Here is a 23,281-nt window from a genome sequence, read left to right on the forward strand (position 1 = left end):
GCGCTGGCCACGCCGGGCACGGCGGCCAGCGCGCGCTCCACCCGGCCCACGCACGAAGCGCAGGTCATGCCCTCCACAGGGAACTCCTGCGTCGTTCCGCCCGCATCGACGCGGTTCTGGCTGTTCTGGCTCATCGCCGGCTCACCTGGATTTGTCCATGATGGCGGCATCATGAAGCTTCCCATCATGGGAAGGTCAACACCTCCGGCTCACCAGGCGGCGGCGCTTGACCTTGCCACCATGGCAAGGTCCAGACTGCCCTTCCCTTCAAGGAGAACGCCATGGAACTGCATATCGGGAACATGACCTGCGGCGGCTGCGCGCGCAGCGTCACCGCCACCGTCAAGGAGGTGGACCCGGCCGCGACGGTCGAGATCGACCTGGCCACCAAGCGCGTGCGCATCGCATCGACGCAGCCGGCCGAACGCTTCGCCAGCGCGCTGGACGAAGCCGGCTTTCCGCCGCAGGTGGAGCAGGCCTGATTCCATGCAGCGGGGCGCTGCCCCGCTCTACCGGCCCACGCGCTTCCACACCTCGCGCTCGACGCGACGCCCGCCCTCCCAGCGCTCCAGCGTCCACACATCGCCCTCCAGCGTGTAGCGGAACTCGTAGCGGCCACCGCCCTCCAGCGGATAGGACGCCATCAGCGGCGTCTCCACGTAGCGCGCGCCGTCGCCCTCGTAGGTACCCGAGCCACCAGCCCAGAACGTGCCGTTGCTGGTGGTGGTGAAGGCGAAGCGGCCGTCGGCGAGCACCTTGCTACCGGCCAGGCCGCGGCTGGCGTAGTCCACGCGCGCGCCGTCGCCATCGACGAACTCGCCCGACTGCAGTTGCCAGGCGCCCTGCAGGGGCGCCAGTCCGGAGGCATCGACGCCCGCGATGGAACCCACGCACAGCAGCGTGGCGGCAAGCAGGCGCAAGGTCGGGCGCATCGGCATCGGAGCCTCCATGGAACGGGAAGCGGCATTGTGCGCGGCATCGGCACGGCGCCACCAGCACCGGTTCATCGGCAACTTTTCCGCCATGCCGGGGGCCCTCGTGGCGGGGCGTTATCATGGCCGCCAATCTTCCTCGGCGGCATGCGCGTGCAGACCATCCTCACCCCGGTATCGATCGGCGAACTGATCGACAAGATCACCATCCTGGAAATCAAGGCCGAGCGCATCGCCGACGCGGCCAAGCTGGACAACGTGCGCACCGAGCTGGACGGCCTGTGGCCGCTGTGGCTGCAGCAGCAGGCCGCGCGCCCGGAACTGGCCGCGCTCAAGCAGCAGCTCAAGGCGATCAACGAACGCATGTGGGACATCCAGGACCAGCTGCGCGCCAAGGAAACCGCGCAGGATTTCGGCGATGGCTTCGTCGCCCTGGCGCGCGGCGTCTACGGCACCAACGGCGAACGCGTGGCGGTCAAGAACGAGATCAACCGCGTCGCCGGCTCGGCGCTGGTCGAGGAAAAGCAGTACCAGGGCGAATAGGCCGCCCGGTTTCGCGCAATGAAAAGGCCAGGTCGATGACCTGGCCTGCGTGGGCTGCGGCGTGGCTGCGGTTCAGCGCAGGGTGGCCGCGGCGCTGCGCGCCTGTTCGGCCGGCACCGGTGCGGTCTTGATCGACAGGCACATCGGGCAGACGCTCTCCAGCACCTTGATCGCGGGCCGGTACACCGTATTGCACTTCATGCACTGGACCATTCCAGTCGTGATGGCTTCCATGAGCCCTCTCTTCTTCGTTGTTCGATCCCGCAATATCGCGGCGGCGCCCTGCTTTTTCAAGCCATCCCGCCGGCCACCGGTACAACGCCACGCCGAAACGGCGCATGACGCGGCGCAGACATGGCCGCGCGCACCATGGCCGCACCTTCCGTGCCATGCGGGTGCGCCATGCGCGTGATCATGTTGTGCCTGTTCCTGCTGTCCGGGCTGGCCTTGGCCGTCGGCGGCGGCTGGTTGCTGGCGTTGCGCGGCAGCGCGTTCTACCTGCTCAGCGGACTGGCACTGCTCGCGGTGGCCTGGGGACTGTGGCGCCACCGTCGCTGGGCGGGCTGGCTGTACGCCGGATGGCTGCTGGTGCTGCTGGCCTGGTCGTTGTGGGAAGCCGGGCTGTACTGGTGGCCGCTGGCGACCCGCCTGGGCGTGCCGGTACTGCTCGGCCTGCTGCTGGCCCTGCCCGCGGCGCGCCGCTCCGGGCCGCATGGCTACACCGGCCCGGCCGGCTGGCCGGTGCTGGGCGCGTCGCTGTTGTTGGCGGCGGTGGCGCTGGCCGGCATCCCGCGCCACCTGCACGAGATCCACGGGACCCTGCCGGTGGCCGCCATCACCGGCACGCCCGCGCTCGGCGACAACGCGCCGCCGCCCGGGGAATGGAGCGCCTACGGCCGCAGCGACTATGGCCAGCGCTATTCGCCGCTGGCGCAGATCACCCCGGCCAATGCCGAGCGGCTGCAGTTGGCCTGGCAGATGCGCACCGGCGACGTGCGCCTGCCGCAGGACGTGGGCGAGACCACCTACGAGGCCACGCCGCTGAAGATCGGCAACACGCTGTACCTGTGCACCCCGCACAGCTGGGCGTTGGCGCTGGACGCCGATACCGGCAAGGAACGCTGGCGCTTCGACCCGGGTGCGGGCATGGAACCGCAGCGCCAGCACCAGACCTGCCGCGGGCTGTCGTGGTTCGCCGCGCCGGCCGGCGACAACGCCGCCACCGCGGCCGACGGCGCCTGCGCGACGCGCGTGTTCCTGGCCAGCGCCGACGCGAAACTGCATGCGCTGGATGCGTCGACCGGCCGCCATTGCGAGGACTTCGCCGACCATGGCGTGCTCGACCTGACCCACAACATGCCGTTCAAGCAGGCCGGTTACTACTATTCGACCTCGCCGCCGCTGGTGGCCGCCGGCAAGGTGATCGTGGCCGGCGCGGTCAACGACAACTACGCGGTCGACTCGCCCTCCGGCGTGATCCGCGCCTACGACGCGCGCAGCGGCAGGCTGCTGTGGAACTGGGATTCGGGCAACCCGACGCAGACCACGCCGCTGGATCCAGCCGACCCGGCGCAGGTCTATACCGCCAGTTCGCCCAACAGCTGGGCGGTGGCCAGCGCCGACGAAGCGCTGGGCCTGGCCTACTTCCCGATGGGCAACCGCACCCCGGACCAGCTCGGCATGTACCGCAGTCCGGCGGAGGAAAAATACGCCTCCTCCGTGGTCGCACTGGACCTGTCCAGCGGCCAGGTACGCTGGGTGCGCCAGTTCGTGCACCACGACCTGTGGGACATGGATACGCCGGCGCAGCCGTCGCTGCTGGATCTGGACCTGCCGCAGGGGCGCACGCCCGCGCTGGTGGTGCCGACCAAGCAGGGTGACGTCTACGTGCTAGACCGCCGCGACGGCCATCCCCTGCTGCCGGTGGGCGAGCGCCCGGCGCCGCAGGGCACGGACATTCCCGGCCAGACCGTGGCCGCACGCCAGCCCTATTCGGCGCTGAGCTTCGAGCCGCCGCCGCTGCGCGAGGCCGACATGTGGGGCGCCAGCCTGGTCGACCAGATGCTGTGCCGCATCCAGTTCCGCCGCCTGCGCTACGAGGGCCGCTCTACCCCGCCGTCGCTGCGCGGTTCGCTGGTCTACCCGGGCAATTTCGGCACCTTCAACTGGGGCGGCGTGGCGGTGGACCCGCAGCGGCAGGCGATGTTCGGCATGCCGACCTACCTGGCCTTCGTCTCCACCCTGGTGCCCAAGGAGCAGCTCGGCGGGCAGGCGATGAACACCGGCGAGCACGGCCTGAACGAGAACAAGGGCGCCGACTACGCGGTGGAACTCAAGCCGTTCCTGTCGCCACTGGGCGTGCCCTGCCAGGCGCCGCCATGGGGCACTGTCGCCGCCGCCGACCTGCGCACCGGCAAGATCGCCTACCAGTACCGCAACGGCAGCATCCGCGACCTCTCGCCGGTGCCGGTGCCGATACGCCTGGGCGTGCCCGGCATCGGCGGCCCGCTGTTGACCGCCGGCGGCGTCGCCTTCCTGGCCGCGGCGGTGGACGACAACTTCCGCGCCTACGACCTGGCCAGCGGCAAGGTGCTGTGGAACGTGCGCATTCCCGCCGGCGGCCAGGCCACGCCGATGACCTACCTGGACAGCCAGGGCCGGCAGATGGTGCTGCTGGTGGCTGGCGGCCATGGTTCGATCGGCACCCGGCCGGGAGACTACGTGCTCGCCTACCGGCTGAAGGACGGAAGCGCAGGCGGGAAGGAGTGAAGAGGAACGCGTGAGGCAGCGGCACGGCTCCATCGCGCTCCTGCCGCACGACGCGGTCCGCGACCCGCCGGCCCCGCGACGCCCGCGCGGGGCGATGCGCAACGCGGGCGATCCGGCCACCATGGCGGCGCAGCCTCGTGGATGCCGGGCCCGCCCGGCATGGGGCTTTCCGATGAATTGCGGCGGAAGCGTGCGGGGCGAGCCCCGCACCTAGGGGAAGTGGACGCTCAATCCAGCATCAATACCGGCACGTCGTACCAGCGCGCCTGCGGGAAGCGCGCCTGCATCCACTGACGGAGATAGCGGCGGCTTTCGGCGGCGATGACCTCGTCGCTGCCGTCGTCGCGGCCGTTCCAGGCGATGCCGTGCAGCGCGACGCCGCGCGCGGCGATGGCCTCCAGCGACAACAGGGTGTGGTTGATGCTGCCCAGCCGCCCGGAGGTGACCAGGATCACCGGCCAACCCTGCGCCGCCACGTAGTCGAGGGTCAGCAGTTCGGCCGTCAACGGCACCAGCAGCCCGCCGGCGCCTTCCACCAGCACCGTGTCGTAACGCGCGCGCAGCCGCGCAGTGGCGGCGGCGATGGCGTCCAGGTCCAGCGCGCGGCCTTCCAGCTTCGCCGCCAGGTGCGGCGAGGCCGGGTAGGCATACAGCGCCGGCATGGTGGTGCCGTCGCGGTCCTCGTCGAACAGGCCGCTGCCCATCAGCCGCCGGTGCAGCAGGATGTCGTCCGACGCACCGACGCAGCCGGTCTGCACCAGCTTCTGGGTGATCACCTCGCGGCCCTGTTCGATCCATTGCCGCGCCAGCCAGCCGGTCACCACGGTCTTGCCGATCTCGGTGTCGATGCCACCGACGAAAATCACCTCACCACTCATGCGCGCATGTCCCCGGGCTGCAGTCCTTCCACCAGCGCGACCATGCCGTCGCACAGCTGCCGCAGCTGCGCGTCGTCGATCACGTAGGGCGGCATCACGTACACCAGCCGTCCGAACGGACGGATCCAGATGCCCTGCTCCAGCATGCGCTGCCGGATGCGTTCCAGCCGCAGCGGCGCGGTCAGTTCGATCACGCCGATGGCGCCGAGCACGCGCACGTCGGCCACCCATGGCAGCGCGCGCGCCGGCGCCAGCCGTTCGCGCAGGGTGCGTTCGATCCGCTGCACGTTGCCCTGCCAGTCCTGCGCCAGCAGCAGCTGCGTGGACGCCAGCGCCACCGCGCAGGCCAGCGGGTTGGCCATGAAGGTCGGCCCGTGCATGAACACGCCGGCCTCGCCGGAGGCGATCGTGTCGGCGATGTCGCGGCGGGTGATCGTCGCGGCCAGGGTCATGTAGCCCCCGGTCAGCGCCTTGCCGATGCACAGGATGTCCGGGGCGATGCCGGCGTGCTCGCAGGCGAACAGCCGGCCGCTGCGGCCGAAGCCGGTGGCGATCTCGTCGCAGATCAGCAGCACGTCGTGTTCGCGGCACAGCCGCGCCAGTTCGCGCAGGTACTGCGGGTGGTAGAAGCGCATGCCGCCGGCGCCCTGCACCACCGGCTCGATGATGAAGGCGGCCAGTTCGTCGCCGTGCTCGGCGAACAGGCGTTCGAGCGGCACGATCTCGGCCGCGTCCCATTGCCCGTCGAACGGCGTGGCCGGCGCCGGCACGAAGCGGCGCGACGGCAGCGCCGCACCGAACAGGCCGTGCATGCCGGTGACCGGATCGCAGACCGACATCGCGTTCCAGGTGTCGCCGTGGTAACCCGAGCGTGTGGTGGCGATGTCGTGGCGGCCGGGCCGGCCGCGCGCGGCCTGGTACTGGATCGCCATCTTCAGCGCCACTTCCACCGACACCGAACCGGAGTCGGCATAGAAGATCGCATTCAGCGGCTGCGGCACGATCTCCAACAGTTGTCTGCCCAGGGCGATGGCCGGCTCGTGGGTGAGCCCACCGAACATCACGTGCGACATGCGCCCGAGCTGGTCGATGGCCGCCTGGTTCAGCGCCGGATGGTTGTAGCCGTGGATCGCGCACCACCACGAGGCCATGCCGTCGATCAGCCGCGTGCCGTCGGCCAGTTCCAGCAGTACGCCGTCGGCGCGCGCCACCTTCAATGCCGGCAGCGCCTGGCCGAGCGCGCTGTAGGGATGCCAGAGATGCTCCCTGTCGAATGGATCGGTCAGCATGTGCGTGTTTCGTGCCACCGGTGCGGTGGCGTGCGGGCGCGTACCTTACCGCTTCGCCCGCAGGCCCGCATCCCGGCCCGCGCCGGGCGGCACGCCATCGCGCCGCTGCGGCTGGCTCTCGTGGAGGAACACCGTCCAGGTGTCGGCCGGATGCGGCACCCGCGCCAGATCCAGTGCATGCCCGATGGCGCCGCGGTGGTAAGTGGAATGGTTGAGGATGTGAAACAGGATTTCACGCCGCGTCATGCAGCCTTCGCGGCCATCGGCGAAGCGGAAGCGCAGCGCTTCGTCCCACAGCGCGGGCGCCAGCCCGGCCAGATGGGATGCATACCAGGCATCCGATGCTTCCAGGCGCGCAGCCAGTGCGTCGAGCGCCGGCACCTCGGCGGTATTGGTGCCCGCATGCGGCGCCACATCCCCGAGCAGGCGCGAACGGAACAGCTCCTCCACGATCACGATGTGGTTGAGCTGCTGCCGCGCGAAGGCGACGCTGGCCGGGAACGCCTGCGCATCCACCGCACGTATCGCTTCCAGCGTGCGCCGCATCGCCCAGCGCTTGTAGGCGAAGGCTTCGTCGAGCAGGTCGTTCCCCGCGCCGGAAGACCGCAGCGTCACCGCGACAGGCCCGTGATGCGGCCTGCCATGGCGACGCCGGGAACAAGGAGCGCAACGGAGATCACGCCTCGTCTTCTTCCTCGTCCTCGTCCTCTTCTTCCTCGTCCTCGTCGTCCTCCTCGAACGCGTCCAGCTCCTGCACGCGTACGAAGTTGGGCAACGCGTCGGCAAAGCCGATCTGCGCGCCGTCGGCGACCATCGCCCGCACCTCGCGCTTCATCGCGCTTTCCACCAGCGCGAAGCACACCACGCCCTGCGCGCTTTCCTCGCCGTCCTCATCGAACACGGCAACCCAGCCGGCGGCGGGCATGATCTGGATGATGTTGTCTTGCATGGGCGGCCACCAGGATTGAGGGAGCCCAGAGCTTGCGCGAAGCCCATTGCCAACGCAATCGCGGCGCGCCTGTCCGCCTCACGCGTCGCGGTCGTGGTCCTCGCCGCCGCGCGCGCCCAGCGCCATGCCCACGCCCATGCCGCCGCCCCCGCCACCACCGCCCTTGCCGCCCTTGGCGCTGCCCTCGTCCTTGCGCCCCTTGGCCGCGCCGGCAGCCGGGCGCGTCGGCCCCTGGCGCGGGATCGCCAGATCACGGGGAACCGGCGCCAGGTCCAGCGCCTGGCGGATGAAGTCGCGCAACGACACCACCAGCGCATCGGTATGCACCGGGCGGCCCTGCGCCAGTTCGGTGGCGGCGTGCGCGGCCAGCCGCACCTGCTCGTCGGTACCCAGCAGCAGGATGTCCGACAGCGCCGCCTCCACCGCATCGCGGATGCGCCGGGAACGGTCCGACGCCGTGGCGGCGAGAGCCTCGGCCCCCTCCTGCCCGCGCAGGTCGCGCAGATGCTTCGGGTCCACGCCGAGCTCGCCGGTGAACGAGCCACCCAGTGTCTTGTACGCGGCGATCAGCGTGCGCAGGCGCTCGTTGATCTGCCGGTTCTCGCGCTCGCGCCGCTGCTGCAGCGTCTGCATCACCAGCAGGCGGATGCCCACGCCTACCAGGGTGATGATCATCAGCCCCAGCAGCGTTGAGAGCACGGCCTGCCATGAACTGAAATCAAGACCCCGCATGCGTGCGCTCCCTGGATGGCGATGCGTCAATCTGCGGCGCGCGGGTGCGGCTTGCAAGCCGCGCCGGGCGGGCCCGCCTTCGAAGCACGCCCGATCCTCGGCAGTTCCAGCTTGAGCCGGTCGGCCGGCGCTGCCGCCGCGCGTGGTGACTTCCCGGCCCAGCGCGGCCAGGTCGTGGCCCCGCCGCAGCGGCATCACCAGCGGACTTCGTGCGCGAAATCGCGCGTGACGGGGACGCCGGGCGCTGACCACCGGCGTTACGGGCCGGCAGTGCGGCCACCGACCGGCCCTGCGTTCCTCACGGCCGGCTCCGCGCCAATCCGCCATTCCGATACCGCTGCCCTGCGCGCAGCTTGCCGGCAGGCCGGACAGGTCGGCTGCCCGTGTGCTCGCCGCAATCACCATCGAAGCCCTTGCCGAACAGCACGCCGCCTTTGCCCTGCGCTGGCGACGGGCACGCGTCCATGCAGATGACCTCGACGGCCTTGCCGCCCATCTGCGCCGAGGTCGGGCCGGCCCTTCGCACACGCGGCTCAGTTCCGCCTCTGTCGAGGCCCCTGCCGTCTGCACGCCATCGCGGGAGCGGATGAGCTGGCCGAGGAGAGGGGACTCGCCGGCGATCATGCAGGCATCCGGGGCGTGGGTGCCGACCGGTGTGTGCGCCACCGTCGTGAACGCGCCTGCTGCGGTAGCCGGCGCATCCGGCGCGACTGCCGGTGCCACGGCTGCGGAAAGAGCCCCCGGCGCGCTTCAGGCCGCCGGCACCGTCACCCTTCCCGCCAATGCCAACGACCGTCCATGCCACCGCGTCCCTGAGCTGCACGGCTCACCGCGCGCGATCACCGGCCTTCGGCTTCTCCCTGCACCGCCAACGGGCGCACATGCTCCAGCAGGCTGACCAGGGTCTTGCCCGGTTCCTCCCACGGCATCATGTGCGCCGAATGCTCGAACCAGACACCGCGCTTGTAGGGCGCGCGCACCTGCGCCAGCCAGGCGGCGGTGGGTTCCGATGGCGTGGTGTAGTCGTGGCGCCCCATGAACATCAGCACCGGGATGGGGAATTCCTTCACCCCGCGGTAGTCCACCTGCAGGAACTCGTCCAGCAGCCGCCCCAGCGTGAACACGCTGCCGGCATCGATCGCACAGCGCGCGGCATCGTCGTAGTCCGGCGACAGCCTCGGTCCCTTGAAGAAGTAGTTGGACTCGCTGCGGTAGGCGCTGAGCCCGCCGTAGTACTGCGGCCACTTGCGGGCGACGACGATCCGATCGCGGGTGATCGGCGTATCGCCGGGGTAAGGCGCGATGGCTTCCATCTCGCGCACCGCCCCGGCATTGCCGCGCTCGCGCGCGGTGCGCAGGCCGTAGTCGAAGCTGACCCGCTCGTTGGTGCGCACGTCGATCACCTGGCCGATGCCGACGTAGGCATGGAACAGGTCCGGCCGCTGCAGGGCGGCCTGCATCGCCACCACCGTGCCCCAGCTGTGGCCGACCAGTACAACTTTGCGCTTGTGGTAGCGCCTGCGCAGGGAGTCGGCCAGTTCGATGGCATCGTCCACGTAGCGCTGGATGTGCAGCGTGCCGGCCACGTCCTCCTGCGGATTGAGCAGCAGCGTCCTGCCCGCTCCGCGCTGATCGTAGTTGACCACGGTGAAGTACTCCTCCAGCGGCCGCTGGAACTGCCACAGCGTGGGAATCACCGGTGACGCCGGCCCGCCGTGCACGAACAGCAGCAGCGGGTTGTCGCGGTCCTGCCCGCGCACGTTCACCCACTGCTGGATGCCGCCGATCTGTGCCGCGTAGTCCTCCTGCACGCCGCCAGGCGCCACGATGCGCCCGAGGTCGGCGATGATCTCGCGCGCCGGCGCGTAGCTGGAGCGGTCCGGGCAGGTGTCCTGCGCGGTCGCCGCCAGGGGCGACGCCAGCAACAGGATGGCCAGCGCGCGCCATACGGATCGATTCCTCGTCATGGCAATCTCCTGCGTTGCAACGTTGGGGGCTTGCCCGACAGCCTCCATCGGCACGAGGGGCAGATCAAGCAGGTCCAAAGTCATTCCCTCTTTCGACGCACCGGCGTGTGACCGGCGCAGTATCCTGGAAAGCGGCCGGTCGATGCGGCAGGATCGGGACCGTCCACCACGGGAACGCGCCATGAACCTGGAAACCGTCGAGATCAAGGCCTTCGTGCCGGCGCGCGACATGGACCTGTCGCTACGCTTCTACCGCGACCTGGGCTTCAGCGTTCCGTGGTCGTCGGACGACCTGGCCTACCTGCATGCCGGCGACTGCAGCTTCCTGCTGCAGAAATTCTACGTGGCCGAACACGCCGGCAATTTCATGATGCATATGCTCGTCGCCGACGTGGAATCTTGGTGGCGGCAGGTGCAGGCGCAGCGATTGGCCGAGCGCTACGGCGTGCGCGCGCTTCCACCGGAAGACCGCCCGTGGGCGATCCGCGATTTCGTGCTGACCGACCCCAGCGGCGTGCTGTGGCGGATCGGGCAGAACATCGACCCGCCGTCCGCGTGACCGAGCCTCCGGCGGGCGCTCGCGGGCGCTCGCGGATGCAGATCCGGCGCATGGCGGCCATGGAAAAATGTCGAGGCAGGTACAGGCAGCCATGCGATGGTGCCCGCCGGCAATCACTGTGCCTTGAGCCCGTGCTTCTGCCACAGGCAATGGTTCACCGTACAACCCTACCCGGCCGGCATCCGCCGCTTGGTTTCCATCCGATGTTCCCGATGCGAACAATGATCGGCACCCTCTCCCGCCTGTACATCCCACCCGTCGGATGCGCACGGGCCGGCTGCCCGATGGAGAATGCCGCGGGCATCGCCCGGATGGCAGCGGATGTTTCCGCATGGGCCCACGCCGGAAAGTTCGGCGCGGGAGTCTTCACCACGTCCGGCCGAATGGCCCTGCCCTATCGGGTGCTGCGCCCCGCACGCATGCAGGTTGCCGACATCCATCCCGGCACGGCATGGCCCGACTGGTTATTCCGGCAAAAGCGACCTTGACCACCAGCCCCTGGTTCGACGCAATGCCGCTTCATGGAATGGAATTGCGTGACCGCCGTTTCATAGGGCGCTACGGCTTAAACGGTGGTTCGCGTCCAACACAACCGACGCGCAATACGTCCTCCCTCCGTCGACGAACTCAGAGTGCCTCTCCAGCTCCCTCCCCCGCATCCGGAAGAACGCCTGCAATATCGACGGGCAGATGATCACGCAACCATTCCCTGGCAAACGTCCTGCGCCTGGAAGCGAAGCACGACTTCGGATCGCCGGGGATCAAAGGCTCCGCACCCGCCTCTTCCCTCCCCTTCTGATCGCCTTCGTAGATTTCGGCATAGGGCTTTCCCATTGGCACATTGCGACGGATCGTGGTGAACATTCCCGGGAAATAGGCCGGTATCGCGCTCGCTCCTGCTGCTTTCTCCATCAGATCCAGCAGACGCCGCTGCAGGGCGAGGTCCTCATCCGCATGCACGGAAAGATAGAACGTTGCCCACACACCGCTGTCGCCCACCATGGCCGTGGTAGGCAGGCCATATTCATCCACGATGGCGATCAATTCCTTCCGATGCCGCGCGTCGCCATATCCCACCCGGGCCTTGCTGATCGGCGATTCCGCAGCAAACATCACATCGCGTGAAGCCTGGTCTTCCTTCAACATGGCCATCAGCTTTTCACGCAGCGCCGGCTGGCTCACCGGCGCCGCGTCCAGCGCCACCATGTCGATCGGCGTATCGGGCTCGGCCGGGCTCCATCCACATGCTTCGCCGGCTTTCGCATTGGCATGCTCGCTTGCCGACCTGCGCAGCACGTCGATCTGCGCCCATTGCGAAGGCGTGTAATCCAGTGGTCCGGCCGTCGCGGCCATCGACGCGACGAAGGTCAGCCAGGCTCCCGTCATCCATCGGTTCTTTCGCATCGTCTCCCCTGCATTGCGGTCCATGAAAAGAGCGGCCATGCCAAAAGCTGACGGCGCATCCGGCTCCTGAAATACGAAGGACCAGCGCATCGGCACCCGGCTTGCGGCAGGATCAGAGCAGAGGGTTTTCCCAATGCTGCAAAGAAAAGGGCCGGACTCGCTAGAGCTCCGGCCCCGATCTCTTTCGGCGTTATCCGACCATCAACCGCACTTGCTGTACCCGCAATTCAAGCAGGTCGCGCACCCATCCATCACCACCAGCGCCTTGGTGCTGCACTTGTGGCACATGGTGGCGCTGGGCGGGAAGCTGGTGCCTTCGCCGGTGACTTCCACGTCTTCCTCGCGCCTGGCGGGAGCGGCGATCACGGCGTCAGTGTTTTTTTTTGAGCGCTCTTCGAACTGCTTGCGCTTCTCGGCGATCAGGGCGCGCTGGTGGGCGCTCATTTCCGGGTCGTGCAGCAGGCCGATGGACTTCATGTGGTCTTCGACGATGGAGCCCAGTTCGGCGACAAGCGAGGGCATGTACACGCCGCCGGCCTTGAAGTAGCCGCCCTTCGGGTCGAACACGGCCTTCATCTCGTCGACGATGAAGGTGACGTCGCCGCCCTTGCGGAACACGGCGGACATGATGCGGGTCAGCGCCACGATCCACTGGAAATGCTCCATCGACTTGGAGTTGATGAAGATCTCGAACGGGCGGCGCAGTTCGTGCTCGGTACCGGCGTTGAGCACGATGTCGTTGATGGTCACGTAGAAGGCGTGCTCCACCAGCGGCGACTTGATCTTGTAGGTGCTGCCGATCAGCACGTCGGGGCGCTCGATGCGCTCGTGCATGTGCACGATGTTGCTGTCCTGGGCATCGTCCTGCGCCTGTGCGACCGGAGCCTTGGCCGTCGCCTCCCGGGCCTTGTCGTCCGGGGTGATGACGGAATAACCCTTGATTTTCTTGTCGATCTTGACGGCCATGGTGCGGGTCCTGGTTATGCGTTGTGGTGCGGGTTGCGGCGTCCCCGCCCGCGGCGGACGGGGACGCGGGTACGGCTTACCTGCGGACGGCCTTCTTCGCGGCCTTCTTCACGGCGGCGGCCTTCTTCGCCACCGTCTTCTTCGCCGAAGCGGCCTTCTTGGCCACCTTCTTCTCGACCTTCTTCACCGCCTTCTTCGCGGCGGCGGTCTTGCCGGCGACTTTCTTCTCGACCTTCCCGACCGCCTTCTTCACCGCGGCGGTCTTCTTGCCGACGGCCTTGGCCACCTTCTTCTCGGCGGCCTTCACCGTCTTCTTCGCCGATGCGACCTTCTTGACCGCCTTCTTCTCGGCGGCGGCGACGGCCTTCTTGGCGGTGGCGCGCTTGCCGGCGCCCTTCTTCTTCAGGTCGGCGGCCTCGGCCTTGGCGCTGGCCTTGGCCGCTTCCAGTTTCTGGCGCACGCTCGAGACGGTCTTCTTTACTTCCTTCTTCGCGGCGGCCGCCTTCTTGGCGACGACCTTCTCGGCCTTCTTGACGGCCTTCTTCACCTTGGCGACCTGCTTTTTCGCGCCGGCTTCGGCCTTGCGCGCGCGGGTTTTCACCGCGGCCACGGCATCGCTGGCGGTGGCGGCCATCGCTTCGCCCAGGTGGGCCGCGCCTTCCTTCACGTTCTCGGCAACCTGGGAAACAGTCGCCGTCACACCATTGCCATTGCTCATAAAGCCCTCCTGAGGGCATCGGGTCCGTAACGTTGGCGATGCTAAATCGAAGCGGGTGAAGCGTGGGACATGCGCGAAAACCCGGTGGTGGAACCACCGCCGCCGCTCAGCCACACGGCTGAACGGCGTTCGAAGGCGACTTCAGAACTTGCCGTAGTAGCCTTCCTTCAGGGCATCGAACAGGTTGGCGGCGGTGTGCATCTCGCCGTCGTACTCGATCTGCTCGTTGCCCTTGACCTCCACCACCTGGCCGTCTTCCAGCTCGAAGCGGTAGGTGGTGTTCTCCAGGTCCGCTTCCTTGACCAGCACGCCCTGGAAGGCGGCCGGATTGAAGCGGAACGTGGTGCAGCCCTTCAGGCCCTGCTGGTGCGCGTAGCGGTAGATGTCCTTGAACTGCTCGTACGGATAATCGGTCGGTACGTTGGCGGTCTTGGAAATCGAGCTGTCCACCCACTTCTGCGCGGCGGCCTGCACGTCGACGTGCTCCTTGGGCGAGATGTCGTCGGCGGCGATGAAGTAGTCCGGCAGCCGCGCCTGCGCATCCTCGGCGAACGGCATGGCCTTGGCGTTGACCAGTTCGCGGTAGGCCAGCAGTTCGAAGGAGAACACGTCCACCTTCTCCTTGGTCTTCTTGCCCTCGCGGATCACGTTGCGGCTGTAGTGGTGCGCGAACGACGGCTCGATGCCGTTGGAAGCATTGTTGGCCAGCGACAGGCTGATGGTGCCGGTCGGCGCGATGGAGCTGTGGTGGGTGAAGCGCGCGCCGGTCTCGGCCAGTTCGTCCACCAGTTCCGGGGCGACCGAGGCGATGCGCTGCATGTAGCGGCTGTAGCGCGCGTGCAGCACCTTGCCCTGGATCTTCTGCCCGGCCTTCCAGCCGTCCTTGCGCATTTCCGGGCGCTGGCGGAGCATCGCGGCGGTGACGTCGAAGGCCTCCTCCATGATCGGCGCCGGGCCCTTCTCGCGGGCCAGTTCCAGGCCGGTTTCCCAGCCGGCCACCGCCATGTCGCGGGCGATGGCCTCGGTGAATTCGCACGACTCCGGCGAACCGTACTTCATGCGCAGCATGGTCATGGTGCTGCCCAGGCCGAGGAAGCCCATGCCGTGGCGGCGCTTGCGCATGATCTCGTTGCGCTGCTGCTCCAGCGGCAGGCCGTTGACCTCGACCACGTTGTCGAGCATGCGGGTGAACACGCGCACCACTTCCTTGTACTCGTCCCAGTCGAACGAGGCCTTGTCGGTGAATGGGTCGCGCACGAACTTGGTCAGGTTGACCGAGCCCAGCAGGCAGGCGCCGTACGGCGGCAGCGGCTGCTCGCCGCAGGGGTTGGTGGCGCGGATGCTCTCGCACCACCAGTTGTTGTTCATTTCGTTGACGCGGTCGATCAGGATGAAGCCCGGCTCGGCGTAGTCGTACGTCGAGACCATGATCATGTCCCACAGGTGGCGGGCGCGGATGTGGCCGTACACCTTGCAGGCCACCAGGCCGTCGTCGCGCACGATGTAGTTCTCGTGGGTCGGCCATTCGCGCCAGACCACTTCCTCGCCGCTGGCCGGGTCGAGCTCGGCCTGCTCCTTGATGTTGATCGGGAACACCAGCGGCCAGTCGGCGTCCTGGTCCACCGCTTCCATGAAGCCGTCGGTGATCAGCAGCGACAGGTTGAACTGGCGCAGGCGGCCGTCCTCGCGCTTGGCGCGGATGAAGTCCTTCACGTCCGGGTGCGACACGTCGAAGGTGCCCATCTGCGCGCCGCGGCGGCCGCCGGCCGAGGACACGGTGAAGCACATCTTGTCGTAGATATCCATGAAGGACATCGGCCCGGAGGTGTAGGCGCCGGCGCCAGCCACGAACGCGCCGCGCGGACGCAGCGTGCTGAACTCATAGCCGATGCCGCAGCCGGCCTTCAGGGTCAGGCCCGCTTCGTGGACCTTTTCCAGGATGCCGTCCATCGAGTCGGTGATGGTGCCCGACACGGTGCAGTTGATGGTGCTGGTGGCCGGCTTGTGTTCCTGCGCGCCGGCATTGGAGGTGATGCGGCCGGCCGGGATCGCGCCGCGGCGCAGCGCCCAGACGAAGCGCTCGAACCAGTAGGCGCGCTTCTCGTCGCTGCCCTCGGCGTCGGCCAGGGCACGGGCCACGCGCTGGTAGGTGCCGTCGATGTCGGCATCCAGCGCCTCGCCGGCCTTGGTCTTGAGGCGGTACTTCTTGTCCCAGATGTCCTGCGAGGCGGGCTGCAGGGGGATAAGGTCCGATCGGGTTGGGTTGCTGACCACTTCCAGACGCACCGTACTCATGATGGTGGGAACTCTCCTTGTGCACCTTGCGGTGCGGTTTACCGTTTCCCCGGTCGGGCCGGGCTGCAACGACGACGATGCCGGCGCGTGGTCACGCGCCTGCGGGCGGGCGGGGATTGGTCCGGCGCGGGCCGGCTGTCTGCATCGCTTCCGTCGTCATTGCACGCCTTCCGATGGGGTGCTTGCACCCCGGGCCTCAACCCTACTTCTTGGGGACGCATTTCACATCAACCCAACATCTAGTGGCTGATGGCGAGGCCAAGCTTACCCACCATAGGGGTGATGTCAAACGAAAAATATGTGTCGGGGATCTTGCAATCCGCGCAAGGCTTGGCAGCCCGGCGATTGCGGCGCTGCGGAACATTTCATTGTCGATTTAGGTCACTGCCGCCACACTCCCGTTCAGCAACTTCCGCCCCACCCCGGACGCCCCGAACGGCGTCCCAGCATGGAACCCCGGCACCTATGCGACCGCTCCCGACCCTGCTCACCCTCGCCCTGGCCGCCGCCTTCGGCGGCTTCACCGCCAGCGCCATCAACGCCCACCTGGACAACCGCGCCGAAGCGGCCACCGGCGCCATGCTGCCGGCGACCGCGGCGCTGCCGGCCTCGGTCGCCGGCCAGCCGGTGCCGTCGCTGGCGCCGATGCTGGAACGGGTGATGCCGGCGGTGGTCAGCGTCAACACCAAGCAGGTGGTGCGGGTGCGCAATCCGTTCTTCGACGACCCGTTCTTCCGCCGCCTGTTCCCGCAGGTGCCACAGGAGCGCATCAACGAATCACTGGGCTCGGGGGTGATCATCGACGCGGCCAAGGGCTACGTGCTGACCAACCACCACGTGATCGAAAACGCCGACGACGTGCAGGTGACGCTGGCCGACGGGCGCACGGTCAAGGCCGAGTTCCTCGGCTCGGACCGCGACACCGACATCGCGCTGATCCGCATCCCCGCCGACAAGCTCACCGCGCTGCCGCTGGGCGACAGCGACCAGCTGCGCACCGGCGATTTCGTGGTCGCCATCGGCAACCCGTTCGGCTTCAGCCAGACCGTGACCTCCGGCATCGTCTCGGCAGTGGGCCGCAGCGGCATCCGCGGGCTGGGCTACCAGAACTTCATCCAGACCGACGCCTCGATCAACCCGGGCAACTCCGGCGGCGCCCTGGTCAACCTGGCCGGGCAGCTGGTGGGCATCAACACCGCCAGCTTCAACCCGCAGGGCAGCATGGCCGGCAACATCGGCCTGGGCCTGGCCATTCCCTCCAACCTCGCCCGCGACGTGGTCGAACAGCTGATCACCAAGGGCGTGGTGGTGCGCGGCACGCTGGGCGTGGAGACGCAGAACCTGAGCGCGCAGATCGCGCAGGGGCGGGGCCTGGACGAACCGCGCGGCGCGCTGGTCACCCGGGTGCTGTCCGGGTCGGCCGCTGCCGCGGCGGGGCTGCGCGCCGGCGACGTGGTCACCGCGATCAACGGCCAGCGCGTGGACAATGCCCAGGCGCTGCACAACTTCGAGGGCCTGCAGCCGGTGGGCCGTACCGTCGAACTGGATGTGCGCCGCGACGGCAAGCCGCTGCAGCTCAAGGCCACGCTCAAGGAACAGCCGCGCGCGGTGACCGGCGACACGCTGGACCCGCGCCTGTCCGGCGCCACCTTCGTCGACCTGCCCGAATCGGCGCGCCAGGCGGGCCTGAACGGTGTGCTGGTCAGCGAGGTGGCGCGCGGCAGCCGCGCCGCGCAGTCGGGCCTGTCCGGCGGCGACATCGTGTTGGCCGCCAGCAGCGGCGAGTTCGTCGATCTCGCCAGCTGGCGCGCGAGTTTCAGCCCGCGCCCACAGCAGCTGGTGCTGCGCATCGTCCGTGGAAACACGCAGGGCCAGCTGGTGATGCGATGATGGCCGCGCGCTCGTAACGTTCCTTACACCCCATCGCTGCTATTGCTTGCACCCTGCGCCGCCATGGTGGCGCTCCCGCCGAAACAAGGAGACGAAGTGATGAGCCCCACCAACACCGACAGCATGAAGGAACACCTGGGCGATGCCGGATCGCACCTGAAGTCGGCCGCGCGCGCCGCCGGCTCGGCGGTCAAGGACGCGGCCAGCACCGCCGGCGACGAACTGCGCCTGGGCAAGGCCAACGTGAAGGCGGAGCTGTCCGACAGCGCGCTGTCCGGCCTGGCCGCCGCCGAACTTTCCGGCGCCGCGGCGAAGGAGCAGATGGACGCGCTGATGGACAAGGGCAAGGACCTGATCGACAGCGCCGCCGACCTGATCCGCGAGCGCCCGCTGGCCTCGTTCGGCGTGGCCTTCGCCGCCGGCTGGATCATCGCCAAGCTCGCCCGCAGCAACGACTGACCCGGGCGTGAGCGACAACGCGCCACCACCCGGCGCCACCGGCAACGGCACGGAAGAGGACGGCAACGCGGCGCCCGGGCTGGAGGAAAGCATCCGCCAGGTCGGCAGCGCCGGCCGGCAGACGCTGGATTCGGCGGCGCACACGCTGCGCTCGCTGCGGCGTCTGGCCTCGGCCGATTTCGCCCTGGCCCGCAGCGCCTTCGGGCGCGCGCTGGCCTGGAGCGGGGTGGCCATCGTGTTCGGCGCCTCGGCCTGGCTGCTGCTGGCCGCCACGCTGATCGCCTTCCTGCGCTACGTCGGGCTGTCGTGGTTCGTCTCCCTGCTGATCGCTTCGGTGGCGAGCCTGGCGGTCACCGGCTATGCGGTCTGGCGGGTCACGTATTTCTTCCACCACACCGGCATGCACGCTACGCGGCGGCAGCTGTCGCGGCTGGGCCTGTTCGACGAGCCGGCCGAGGACGACCCGGACGCCGACGTGAAGATCCCGGGGGACGGAACACCATGAACTTCGATGCCCTGCAGCGCCGCGTGCGCCGCGCCGAAGCCGTCGTGCAGGTGCGCATGGACGAGACCGTGCAGCAGTGGGACACGCTGGAAACGACCTGGCGCCGCAGCTGGACGCCGGGACGCATCATGATCGCCGGACTGGCCGGCGGTTTCGTGGCCGGCAGGCTGGAGCCAGGCGGCGCCTTCAGCGGCGCGCGCTGGCTGCAGATGATCGGCTCGGTGTCGGGGCTGGTGGCCTCGGCGCAGGCGTCGATCGCCAGCCTGCAGGAAGCGGGACTGGCGGCCGCGGCGGGCATGGCCGCCAGCCACGCCGCCACGGACGAAGGCCAGGCCGTATCCGCGCCGCCCGAACCCGCTGCCGGCCCACCGCCGCAGGCGGCCGCAGCCGCCACCGAGCTGTCAGAGTCCTGATCCGCGCAGCCGCCGGCCGCGCCCTTCCCGCTCCGGAGTGCCGCGATGCCCGCACTGCCGTCCGATCCGTCCCCTCCCGCCGCCGAACCGGCCCCGCCGACGCCACGCCCGCGCGCGTCTTCCGCCGTACTGGTACTGGCCACGCTGGCGGTGGGCTATACGCTGTGGGCCGCGCAGGACGTGATCCTGCCGGTGCTGCTGGCGATGTTCTTCGCCCTGGTCGGCAACCCGATCATCCGCCTGCTGCAGAAACTGCGCCTGCCGCGCTTCCTCGCCGCGCTGCTGGTGCTGGCCATCGGCCTGGCCAGTGCCGGCGCGCTGGCGGTGCAGCTGGCGGTGCCTGCGGCCGACTGGTTCGCAGAGACGCCGCAGCAGCTGCGCCAGGTCTCGCGCAAGGTGCAGGACCTGGTGCGGCCGGTGCAGCAGGCCAACCAGGCCGCCGAGAGCTTCGCCCGCGCCGCCGGCGGCGAGGACAACCGCAAGGTGGAAGTGATCCGCACCCGGCTCGACGACCCGTACCGGGCGCTGGTGCGCACTCCGCGGCTGGCCGCCTCGGCGCTGGCGGTGGTGCTGCTGACCCTGTTCTTCATGATCTACGGGGAGAACCTGCAGCGGCACATCATCGCGCTGCTGCCCAACCGCCAGCAGAAACGCTTCACCACCGACATCCTGCGCGCGATGGAGCGCGAGATATCGCGCTACGTGCTGACCATCACCATCATCAACACCCTGCTCGGGCTGGCGCTGGCCGGGGCGCTGATGCTGCTCGGCATCGCCCTGCCCGAGGCGCTGCTGTGGGGCACGGTGGCGATGCTGCTGAACTTCGCTCCCTATGTGGGCCCGCTGGTCGGCATCGCGCTGATGCTGCTGGTCGGCCTTACCGAGTTCCGCGAGCCGCTGGCCATTGCCCTGCCGGCGCTGGCCTACCTGGCGCTGCACACGCTGGAGGGGCAACTGGTCACGCCGATCGTGCTGGGTCGGCGCATGGCGATCTCGCCGTTGATGCTGGTACTGGCGCTGATGCTGTCCGGCTGGCTGTGGGGCATCGTCGGCCTGCTGCTGGCGGTGCCGCTGCTGGTCTGCGCCAAGCTGGTGCTGGTGCGGCTGGACGGCATGCAGGGCTGGGCGCGATTGCTGGAATAGGCAAGGCGCCGCCCGGCCCGCTGCCGTAAAATGGCCCCGTGAACTTTCCTGTCCTAGCCATCACCCTCGACCTGGACGACACGCTCTGGCCGTTCGCGCCCATTGGCGCCCGCATCGACCAGGTGCTGCACGACTGGATGGTCGTCCACAGCCCCGCCACGGCGGCGATGTACCCGGTGGAGGCCATGCGCGAACTGCGCGTGCGCACCTTCGACGACAACCCGCACCTGCACTACGACCTGAGCGCGCTGCGCCGCCTCACCCTGGCCGAAGCGCTGGAGAAGAGCGGCGCCGGCATGGACCTGCTGGAACCGGCCTACGAAGCGTTCTACGCCGCGCGCAACCAGGTGGAGTTCTACCCCGATGCGCTGGACGCGCTGCGCCGCATCGCCGCGCGCGTGCCGGTGGCCGCGGTCAGCAACGGCAACGCCGATCTGCAGCGCATCGGCATCGGCGGGCTGTTCGCCTTCCAGCTGGGCTCGCGCGAATTCGGCGCGGCCAAGCCGGACCCGGGCATCTTCCACGCCGCCTGCAAGCGCCTGGGCGTCGAACGGGCCAGCGTCCTGCACGTGGGCGACCATGCCGAGATGGACGTGGCCGGTGCGATGCGCGCCGGCCTGCGCGGCTGCTGGATCAACCGCGAAGCCCATGCCTGGAACCATGCCGCGCCGCCGCCGGACCTGCAGTTCGACACCCTCGCCGGGCTGGCCGACTGGCTGGACGCGCAGGACTGAGCCCATGCCGCAACTGGGCCGCATCGAACAGTGGGACGACGCAAAGGGCTACGGTTTCGTGCGCCCGCTCGAATCGCAGGCCGGCGGCGATCACGCGGCCCGCGCCTTCGTGCACATCAGGACCATCGAACATGCCGGTCGCCGCCCGGGCAACGGCGACCTGATCCGCTATGAAACCCGGCGCGACGACAAGGGCCGCCTGAACGCGGTGGGCGCCAGCTTCGTCAATGCCGGGGCGATGCGTGCGCAGGCACGGCGCCGCAACGACGCCAGAGCCACCGCACGCCAGCGCCATGCCTCCGGCAAGCTGCAAGACCTCGCGCACCGCCTGATCCTGGCCGGCGCACTCACCGCGCTGGCCGCCGGCACGTGGCTGCACTGGTGGCCGCTTGCGGTAACGCTGGCCTTTGCGGGAATGAGCGCCCTGTCGTTCATTGCCTATGCGCTGGACAAGAGCGCCGCCAACCAGAATCTGCAACGCACGCAGGAAAAAACCCTGCACCTGTTCGACCTGCTGTGCGGCTGGCCGGGCGGCCTGCTGGCCCAGCAGGCGTATCAGCACAAGACCCGGAAAACCAGCTTCCAGATCATGTTCTGGATCACCGCCGCACTGAACTGCGCCGCCCTGTACTGGTTGCTGCCCCATATCGAAACCGCATCGTGATGCCCTGCCGACGGCCATCGCCGGCCGCCGGCCCCTACTTCCAGGAATGACCCCCATGTCCGCTCCGCTGTCTCCCGCAGGCTTCACTTCCGACGCCAGCAACGCCCTTCCGCTGCATGTGCTGGACAAGGCGGCCTTCGCCGCATGGCTGGATGCGCAACCGGCGGCGACCCGCGCCTGGCTCGGCAGCCAGCAGTTCACCGCGGCGCCGGGCAGCGTCGCCCTGCTGCCGGGCGCGGACGGACTGGCCGGCGCAGTGCTGGGCGTCGGCGACCGCGGCGATGCCTATGCCTATGCGCATGCGCCGTTCGCACTGCCGGCAGGCAGCGCCTGGCAGCTGGCCAATGCGCTGGACGCGGCCGATGCCGCCAACCTGCAGCTCGGCTGGGGCCTGGGCAGCTACCGCTTCGCCCGCTACCGCAAGCCGGCGCGACTGCCGGCGCAGCTGGTCGCCACGCCGGCCCCGGAAGTGCTGGACGTGCTGGCCGCCTGTCTGCGCGTGCGCGACTGGGTCAACACCCCGACCGAGGACATGGGCCCGCAGCAGCTGGAAGACGCCGCGCGCGCGCTGGCCGACGCCCATGGCGGCGCGCTGGAGGTGATCGCTGGCGACGAACTGCTGGAGCACAACTTCCCCACCATCCATGCCGTCGGCCGCGCCTCGCACCGTGCGCCGCGCCTGATCGTGCTGCGCTGGGGCGATGAAGCCGCGCCGCACCTGGCGCTGGTCGGCAAGGGCGTGTGCTTCGACACCGGCGGCCTGGACATCAAGCCGGCCGACGGCATGCGCAACATGAAGAAGGACATGGGCGGCGCCGCGCACGCGCTGGCGCTGGCCGGGCTGGTCATGGCGCAGCGGCTGCCGGTGCGGCTGACCCTGATCGTGCCGGCGGTGGAAAACTCCATCGGCCCCGATGCGTTCCGCCCCGGCGAGGTCATCACCACGCGCAAGGGCATCACCGTGGAGATCGACAACACCGATGCCGAAGGCCGCCTGATCCTGTGCGACGCGCTGGCCTACGCCAGCGAGCAGCGCCCGGACGCCATCGTCGATTTCGCCACCCTCACCGGCGCGGCGCGCATCGCCCTCGGCCCCGACCTGCCGGCGCTGTTCGCCAATGACGACACGCTCGCCCAGCAGTGGCTGGACGCCGGCGACCGCACCCGCGACCCGGTGTGGCGCATGCCGCTGTGGCGCCCCTACCTGCGTTACCTCAACAGCGGCATCGCCGACATGGCCAACGCCGGCTCGCGCATGGCCGGCAGCGTCACCGCCGCGCTGTACCTGGAGCGCTTCGTCGAGGAAGGCCAGAAGTGGGCGCACCTGGACGTCTACGCCTGGAACGACGGCGAGCGCCCGGGCCGCCCGGCCGGCGGCGAAGCGCTGGCGCTGCGCTCGGCCTGGGCGATGCTCAAGGCCCGCTACGCCTGAAGCGTGCGGCGCGTGGGCCGGCCGGTGGCCGGCACCACGC

General features: G+C 69.1%; 27 protein-coding genes. 13 read left to right on the top strand and 14 right to left on the bottom strand.

What is annotated here, in order from left to right; all coding sequences use genetic code 11:
- A partial coding sequence (locus tag QMX80_RS11655) for a heavy metal-associated domain-containing protein (protein ID WP_345782374.1) occupies positions 1-188 on the bottom strand: 188 nt, incomplete at its 3' end.
- 93 nt (positions 189-281) lie between these two features.
- Between QMX80_RS11655 and QMX80_RS11660 the strand changes: the two genes are divergently transcribed.
- The gene (locus tag QMX80_RS11660) at positions 282-482 is read left to right on the top strand and encodes a heavy-metal-associated domain-containing protein (protein ID WP_055766545.1); all 201 of its coding nucleotides are present in this window, start codon (positions 282-284) and stop codon (positions 480-482) included.
- A 27-nt stretch (positions 483-509) separates the two neighbouring features.
- Here the strand turns inward: QMX80_RS11660 and QMX80_RS11665 are convergent, their stop codons facing one another.
- Positions 510-938 (bottom strand): hypothetical protein, encoded by a 429-nt coding sequence (locus QMX80_RS11665; protein WP_282277201.1) that lies wholly within the window; start codon positions 936-938, stop codon positions 510-512.
- Between the two features lie 147 nt (positions 939-1,085).
- On the opposite strand from QMX80_RS11665, the gene QMX80_RS11670 reads away from it, so the two are divergent.
- Complete coding sequence (locus tag QMX80_RS11670) at positions 1,086-1,475, top strand: DUF6165 family protein (protein WP_152984118.1); 390 nt, start codon at positions 1,086-1,088, stop codon at positions 1,473-1,475.
- A gap of 72 nt (positions 1,476-1,547) precedes the next feature.
- On the opposite strand, the gene QMX80_RS11675 is transcribed toward QMX80_RS11670, so the two are convergent.
- Entirely contained in the window at positions 1,548-1,676 is a 129-nt protein-coding gene (locus tag QMX80_RS11675) for a hypothetical protein (protein WP_273081084.1), read from the bottom strand.
- A 201-nt stretch (positions 1,677-1,877) separates the two neighbouring features.
- Between QMX80_RS11675 and QMX80_RS11680 the strand changes: the two genes are divergently transcribed.
- A complete protein-coding gene (locus QMX80_RS11680) occupies positions 1,878-4,244 on the top strand; it encodes a membrane-bound PQQ-dependent dehydrogenase, glucose/quinate/shikimate family (RefSeq protein ID WP_282277205.1) in 2,367 nt (788 codons plus the stop codon).
- Between the two features lie 227 nt (positions 4,245-4,471).
- Here QMX80_RS11680 and bioD read toward each other — a convergent pair whose 3' ends face one another.
- The 7 genes from bioD to QMX80_RS11715 all read right to left on the bottom strand — a co-directional run bounded on the left by bioD (position 4,472) and on the right by QMX80_RS11715 (position 10,059).
- Complete coding sequence (gene bioD / locus QMX80_RS11685) at positions 4,472-5,122, bottom strand: dethiobiotin synthase (RefSeq protein WP_055766557.1); 651 nt, start codon at positions 5,120-5,122, stop codon at positions 4,472-4,474.
- Positions 5,119-6,411: an adenosylmethionine--8-amino-7-oxononanoate transaminase gene (gene bioA / locus QMX80_RS11690; RefSeq protein ID WP_282277206.1), complete on the bottom strand. Its 1,293-nt coding sequence runs from the start codon at positions 6,409-6,411 to the stop codon at positions 5,119-5,121. Before bioA ends, bioD begins: the two co-directional genes overlap by 4 nt.
- Before the next feature lie 45 nt (positions 6,412-6,456).
- Positions 6,457-7,026 (bottom strand): DinB family protein, encoded by a 570-nt coding sequence (locus tag QMX80_RS11695; protein ID WP_282277207.1) that lies wholly within the window; start codon positions 7,024-7,026, stop codon positions 6,457-6,459.
- 61 nt (positions 7,027-7,087) lie between these two features.
- Complete coding sequence (locus tag QMX80_RS11700) at positions 7,088-7,360, bottom strand: hypothetical protein (RefSeq protein ID WP_273081092.1); 273 nt, start codon at positions 7,358-7,360, stop codon at positions 7,088-7,090.
- Between the two features lie 78 nt (positions 7,361-7,438).
- A complete protein-coding gene (locus tag QMX80_RS11705) occupies positions 7,439-8,092 on the bottom strand; it encodes a hypothetical protein (RefSeq protein ID WP_282277209.1) in 654 nt (217 codons plus the stop codon).
- A gap of 298 nt (positions 8,093-8,390) precedes the next feature.
- Entirely contained in the window at positions 8,391-8,588 is a 198-nt protein-coding gene (locus QMX80_RS11710; RefSeq protein ID WP_282277210.1) for a hypothetical protein, read from the bottom strand.
- A gap of 343 nt (positions 8,589-8,931) precedes the next feature.
- Entirely contained in the window at positions 8,932-10,059 is a 1,128-nt protein-coding gene (locus tag QMX80_RS11715; protein ID WP_282277211.1) for an alpha/beta hydrolase, read from the bottom strand.
- A gap of 181 nt (positions 10,060-10,240) precedes the next feature.
- Here QMX80_RS11715 and QMX80_RS11720 point away from each other — a divergent pair, with 181 nt between their 5' ends.
- Entirely contained in the window at positions 10,241-10,618 is a 378-nt protein-coding gene (locus QMX80_RS11720; protein ID WP_055766572.1) for a VOC family protein, read from the top strand.
- A gap of 221 nt (positions 10,619-10,839) precedes the next feature.
- A complete protein-coding gene (locus QMX80_RS11725) occupies positions 10,840-11,106 on the top strand; it encodes a hypothetical protein (RefSeq protein ID WP_282277212.1) in 267 nt (88 codons plus the stop codon).
- A gap of 139 nt (positions 11,107-11,245) precedes the next feature.
- Here the strand turns inward: QMX80_RS11725 and QMX80_RS11730 are convergent, their stop codons facing one another.
- The 4 genes from QMX80_RS11730 to QMX80_RS11745 form a co-directional block, all read right to left on the bottom strand.
- Positions 11,246-12,112 carry a hypothetical protein gene (locus QMX80_RS11730; protein ID WP_282277213.1) on the bottom strand — a complete coding sequence of 289 codons (867 nt, stop codon included), beginning with the start codon at positions 12,110-12,112 and terminating at the stop codon, positions 11,246-11,248.
- Between the two features lie 111 nt (positions 12,113-12,223).
- Positions 12,224-12,988 carry an NrdJb gene (locus tag QMX80_RS11735; protein ID WP_055766581.1) on the bottom strand — a complete coding sequence of 255 codons (765 nt, stop codon included), beginning with the start codon at positions 12,986-12,988 and terminating at the stop codon, positions 12,224-12,226.
- 76 nt (positions 12,989-13,064) lie between these two features.
- Positions 13,065-13,706 (bottom strand): hypothetical protein, encoded by a 642-nt coding sequence (locus QMX80_RS11740; RefSeq protein ID WP_282277215.1) that lies wholly within the window; start codon positions 13,704-13,706, stop codon positions 13,065-13,067.
- 141 nt (positions 13,707-13,847) lie between these two features.
- Positions 13,848-16,001 carry an adenosylcobalamin-dependent ribonucleoside-diphosphate reductase gene (locus tag QMX80_RS11745; protein ID WP_282277216.1) on the bottom strand — a complete coding sequence of 718 codons (2,154 nt, stop codon included), beginning with the start codon at positions 15,999-16,001 and terminating at the stop codon, positions 13,848-13,850.
- Positions 16,002-16,466: 465 nt separating this feature from the next.
- On the opposite strand from QMX80_RS11745, the gene QMX80_RS11750 reads away from it, so the two are divergent.
- The 8 genes from QMX80_RS11750 to QMX80_RS11785 all read left to right on the top strand — a co-directional run bounded on the left by QMX80_RS11750 (position 16,467) and on the right by QMX80_RS11785 (position 23,241).
- Positions 16,467-17,891 (top strand): Do family serine endopeptidase, encoded by a 1,425-nt coding sequence (locus QMX80_RS11750; protein ID WP_282277217.1) that lies wholly within the window; start codon positions 16,467-16,469, stop codon positions 17,889-17,891.
- A gap of 99 nt (positions 17,892-17,990) precedes the next feature.
- Positions 17,991-18,350, top strand: a complete 360-nt coding sequence (locus QMX80_RS11755) for a hypothetical protein (protein ID WP_055766593.1) — start codon at positions 17,991-17,993, stop codon at positions 18,348-18,350.
- Positions 18,351-18,429: 79 nt separating this feature from the next.
- Entirely contained in the window at positions 18,430-18,855 is a 426-nt protein-coding gene (locus QMX80_RS11760; RefSeq protein WP_282277227.1) for a phage holin family protein, read from the top strand.
- Positions 18,852-19,268, top strand: a complete 417-nt coding sequence (locus tag QMX80_RS11765) for a protein sip-5 (RefSeq protein ID WP_282277218.1) — start codon at positions 18,852-18,854, stop codon at positions 19,266-19,268. The genes QMX80_RS11760 and QMX80_RS11765 overlap by 4 nt, the downstream gene beginning before the upstream one ends.
- Before the next feature lie 45 nt (positions 19,269-19,313).
- Positions 19,314-20,411 carry an AI-2E family transporter gene (locus tag QMX80_RS11770; protein WP_055766602.1) on the top strand — a complete coding sequence of 366 codons (1,098 nt, stop codon included), beginning with the start codon at positions 19,314-19,316 and terminating at the stop codon, positions 20,409-20,411.
- A gap of 38 nt (positions 20,412-20,449) precedes the next feature.
- Positions 20,450-21,145, top strand: coding sequence for an HAD family hydrolase (locus QMX80_RS11775; RefSeq protein WP_055766606.1), 696 nt, complete (start codon positions 20,450-20,452; stop codon positions 21,143-21,145).
- Positions 21,146-21,149: 4 nt separating this feature from the next.
- Complete coding sequence (locus QMX80_RS11780) at positions 21,150-21,809, top strand: DUF1294 domain-containing protein (protein WP_282277222.1); 660 nt, start codon at positions 21,150-21,152, stop codon at positions 21,807-21,809.
- A 46-nt stretch (positions 21,810-21,855) separates the two neighbouring features.
- Positions 21,856-23,241 carry a M17 family metallopeptidase gene (locus QMX80_RS11785; RefSeq protein WP_282277224.1) on the top strand — a complete coding sequence of 462 codons (1,386 nt, stop codon included), beginning with the start codon at positions 21,856-21,858 and terminating at the stop codon, positions 23,239-23,241.
- The last annotated feature ends 40 nt before the right edge of the window (positions 23,242-23,281 follow it).

The organism is Stenotrophomonas sp. PS02297 (genome assembly GCF_029959705.1).
Taxonomy (GTDB): Bacteria; Pseudomonadota; Gammaproteobacteria; order Xanthomonadales; family Xanthomonadaceae; genus Stenotrophomonas; species Stenotrophomonas nitritireducens.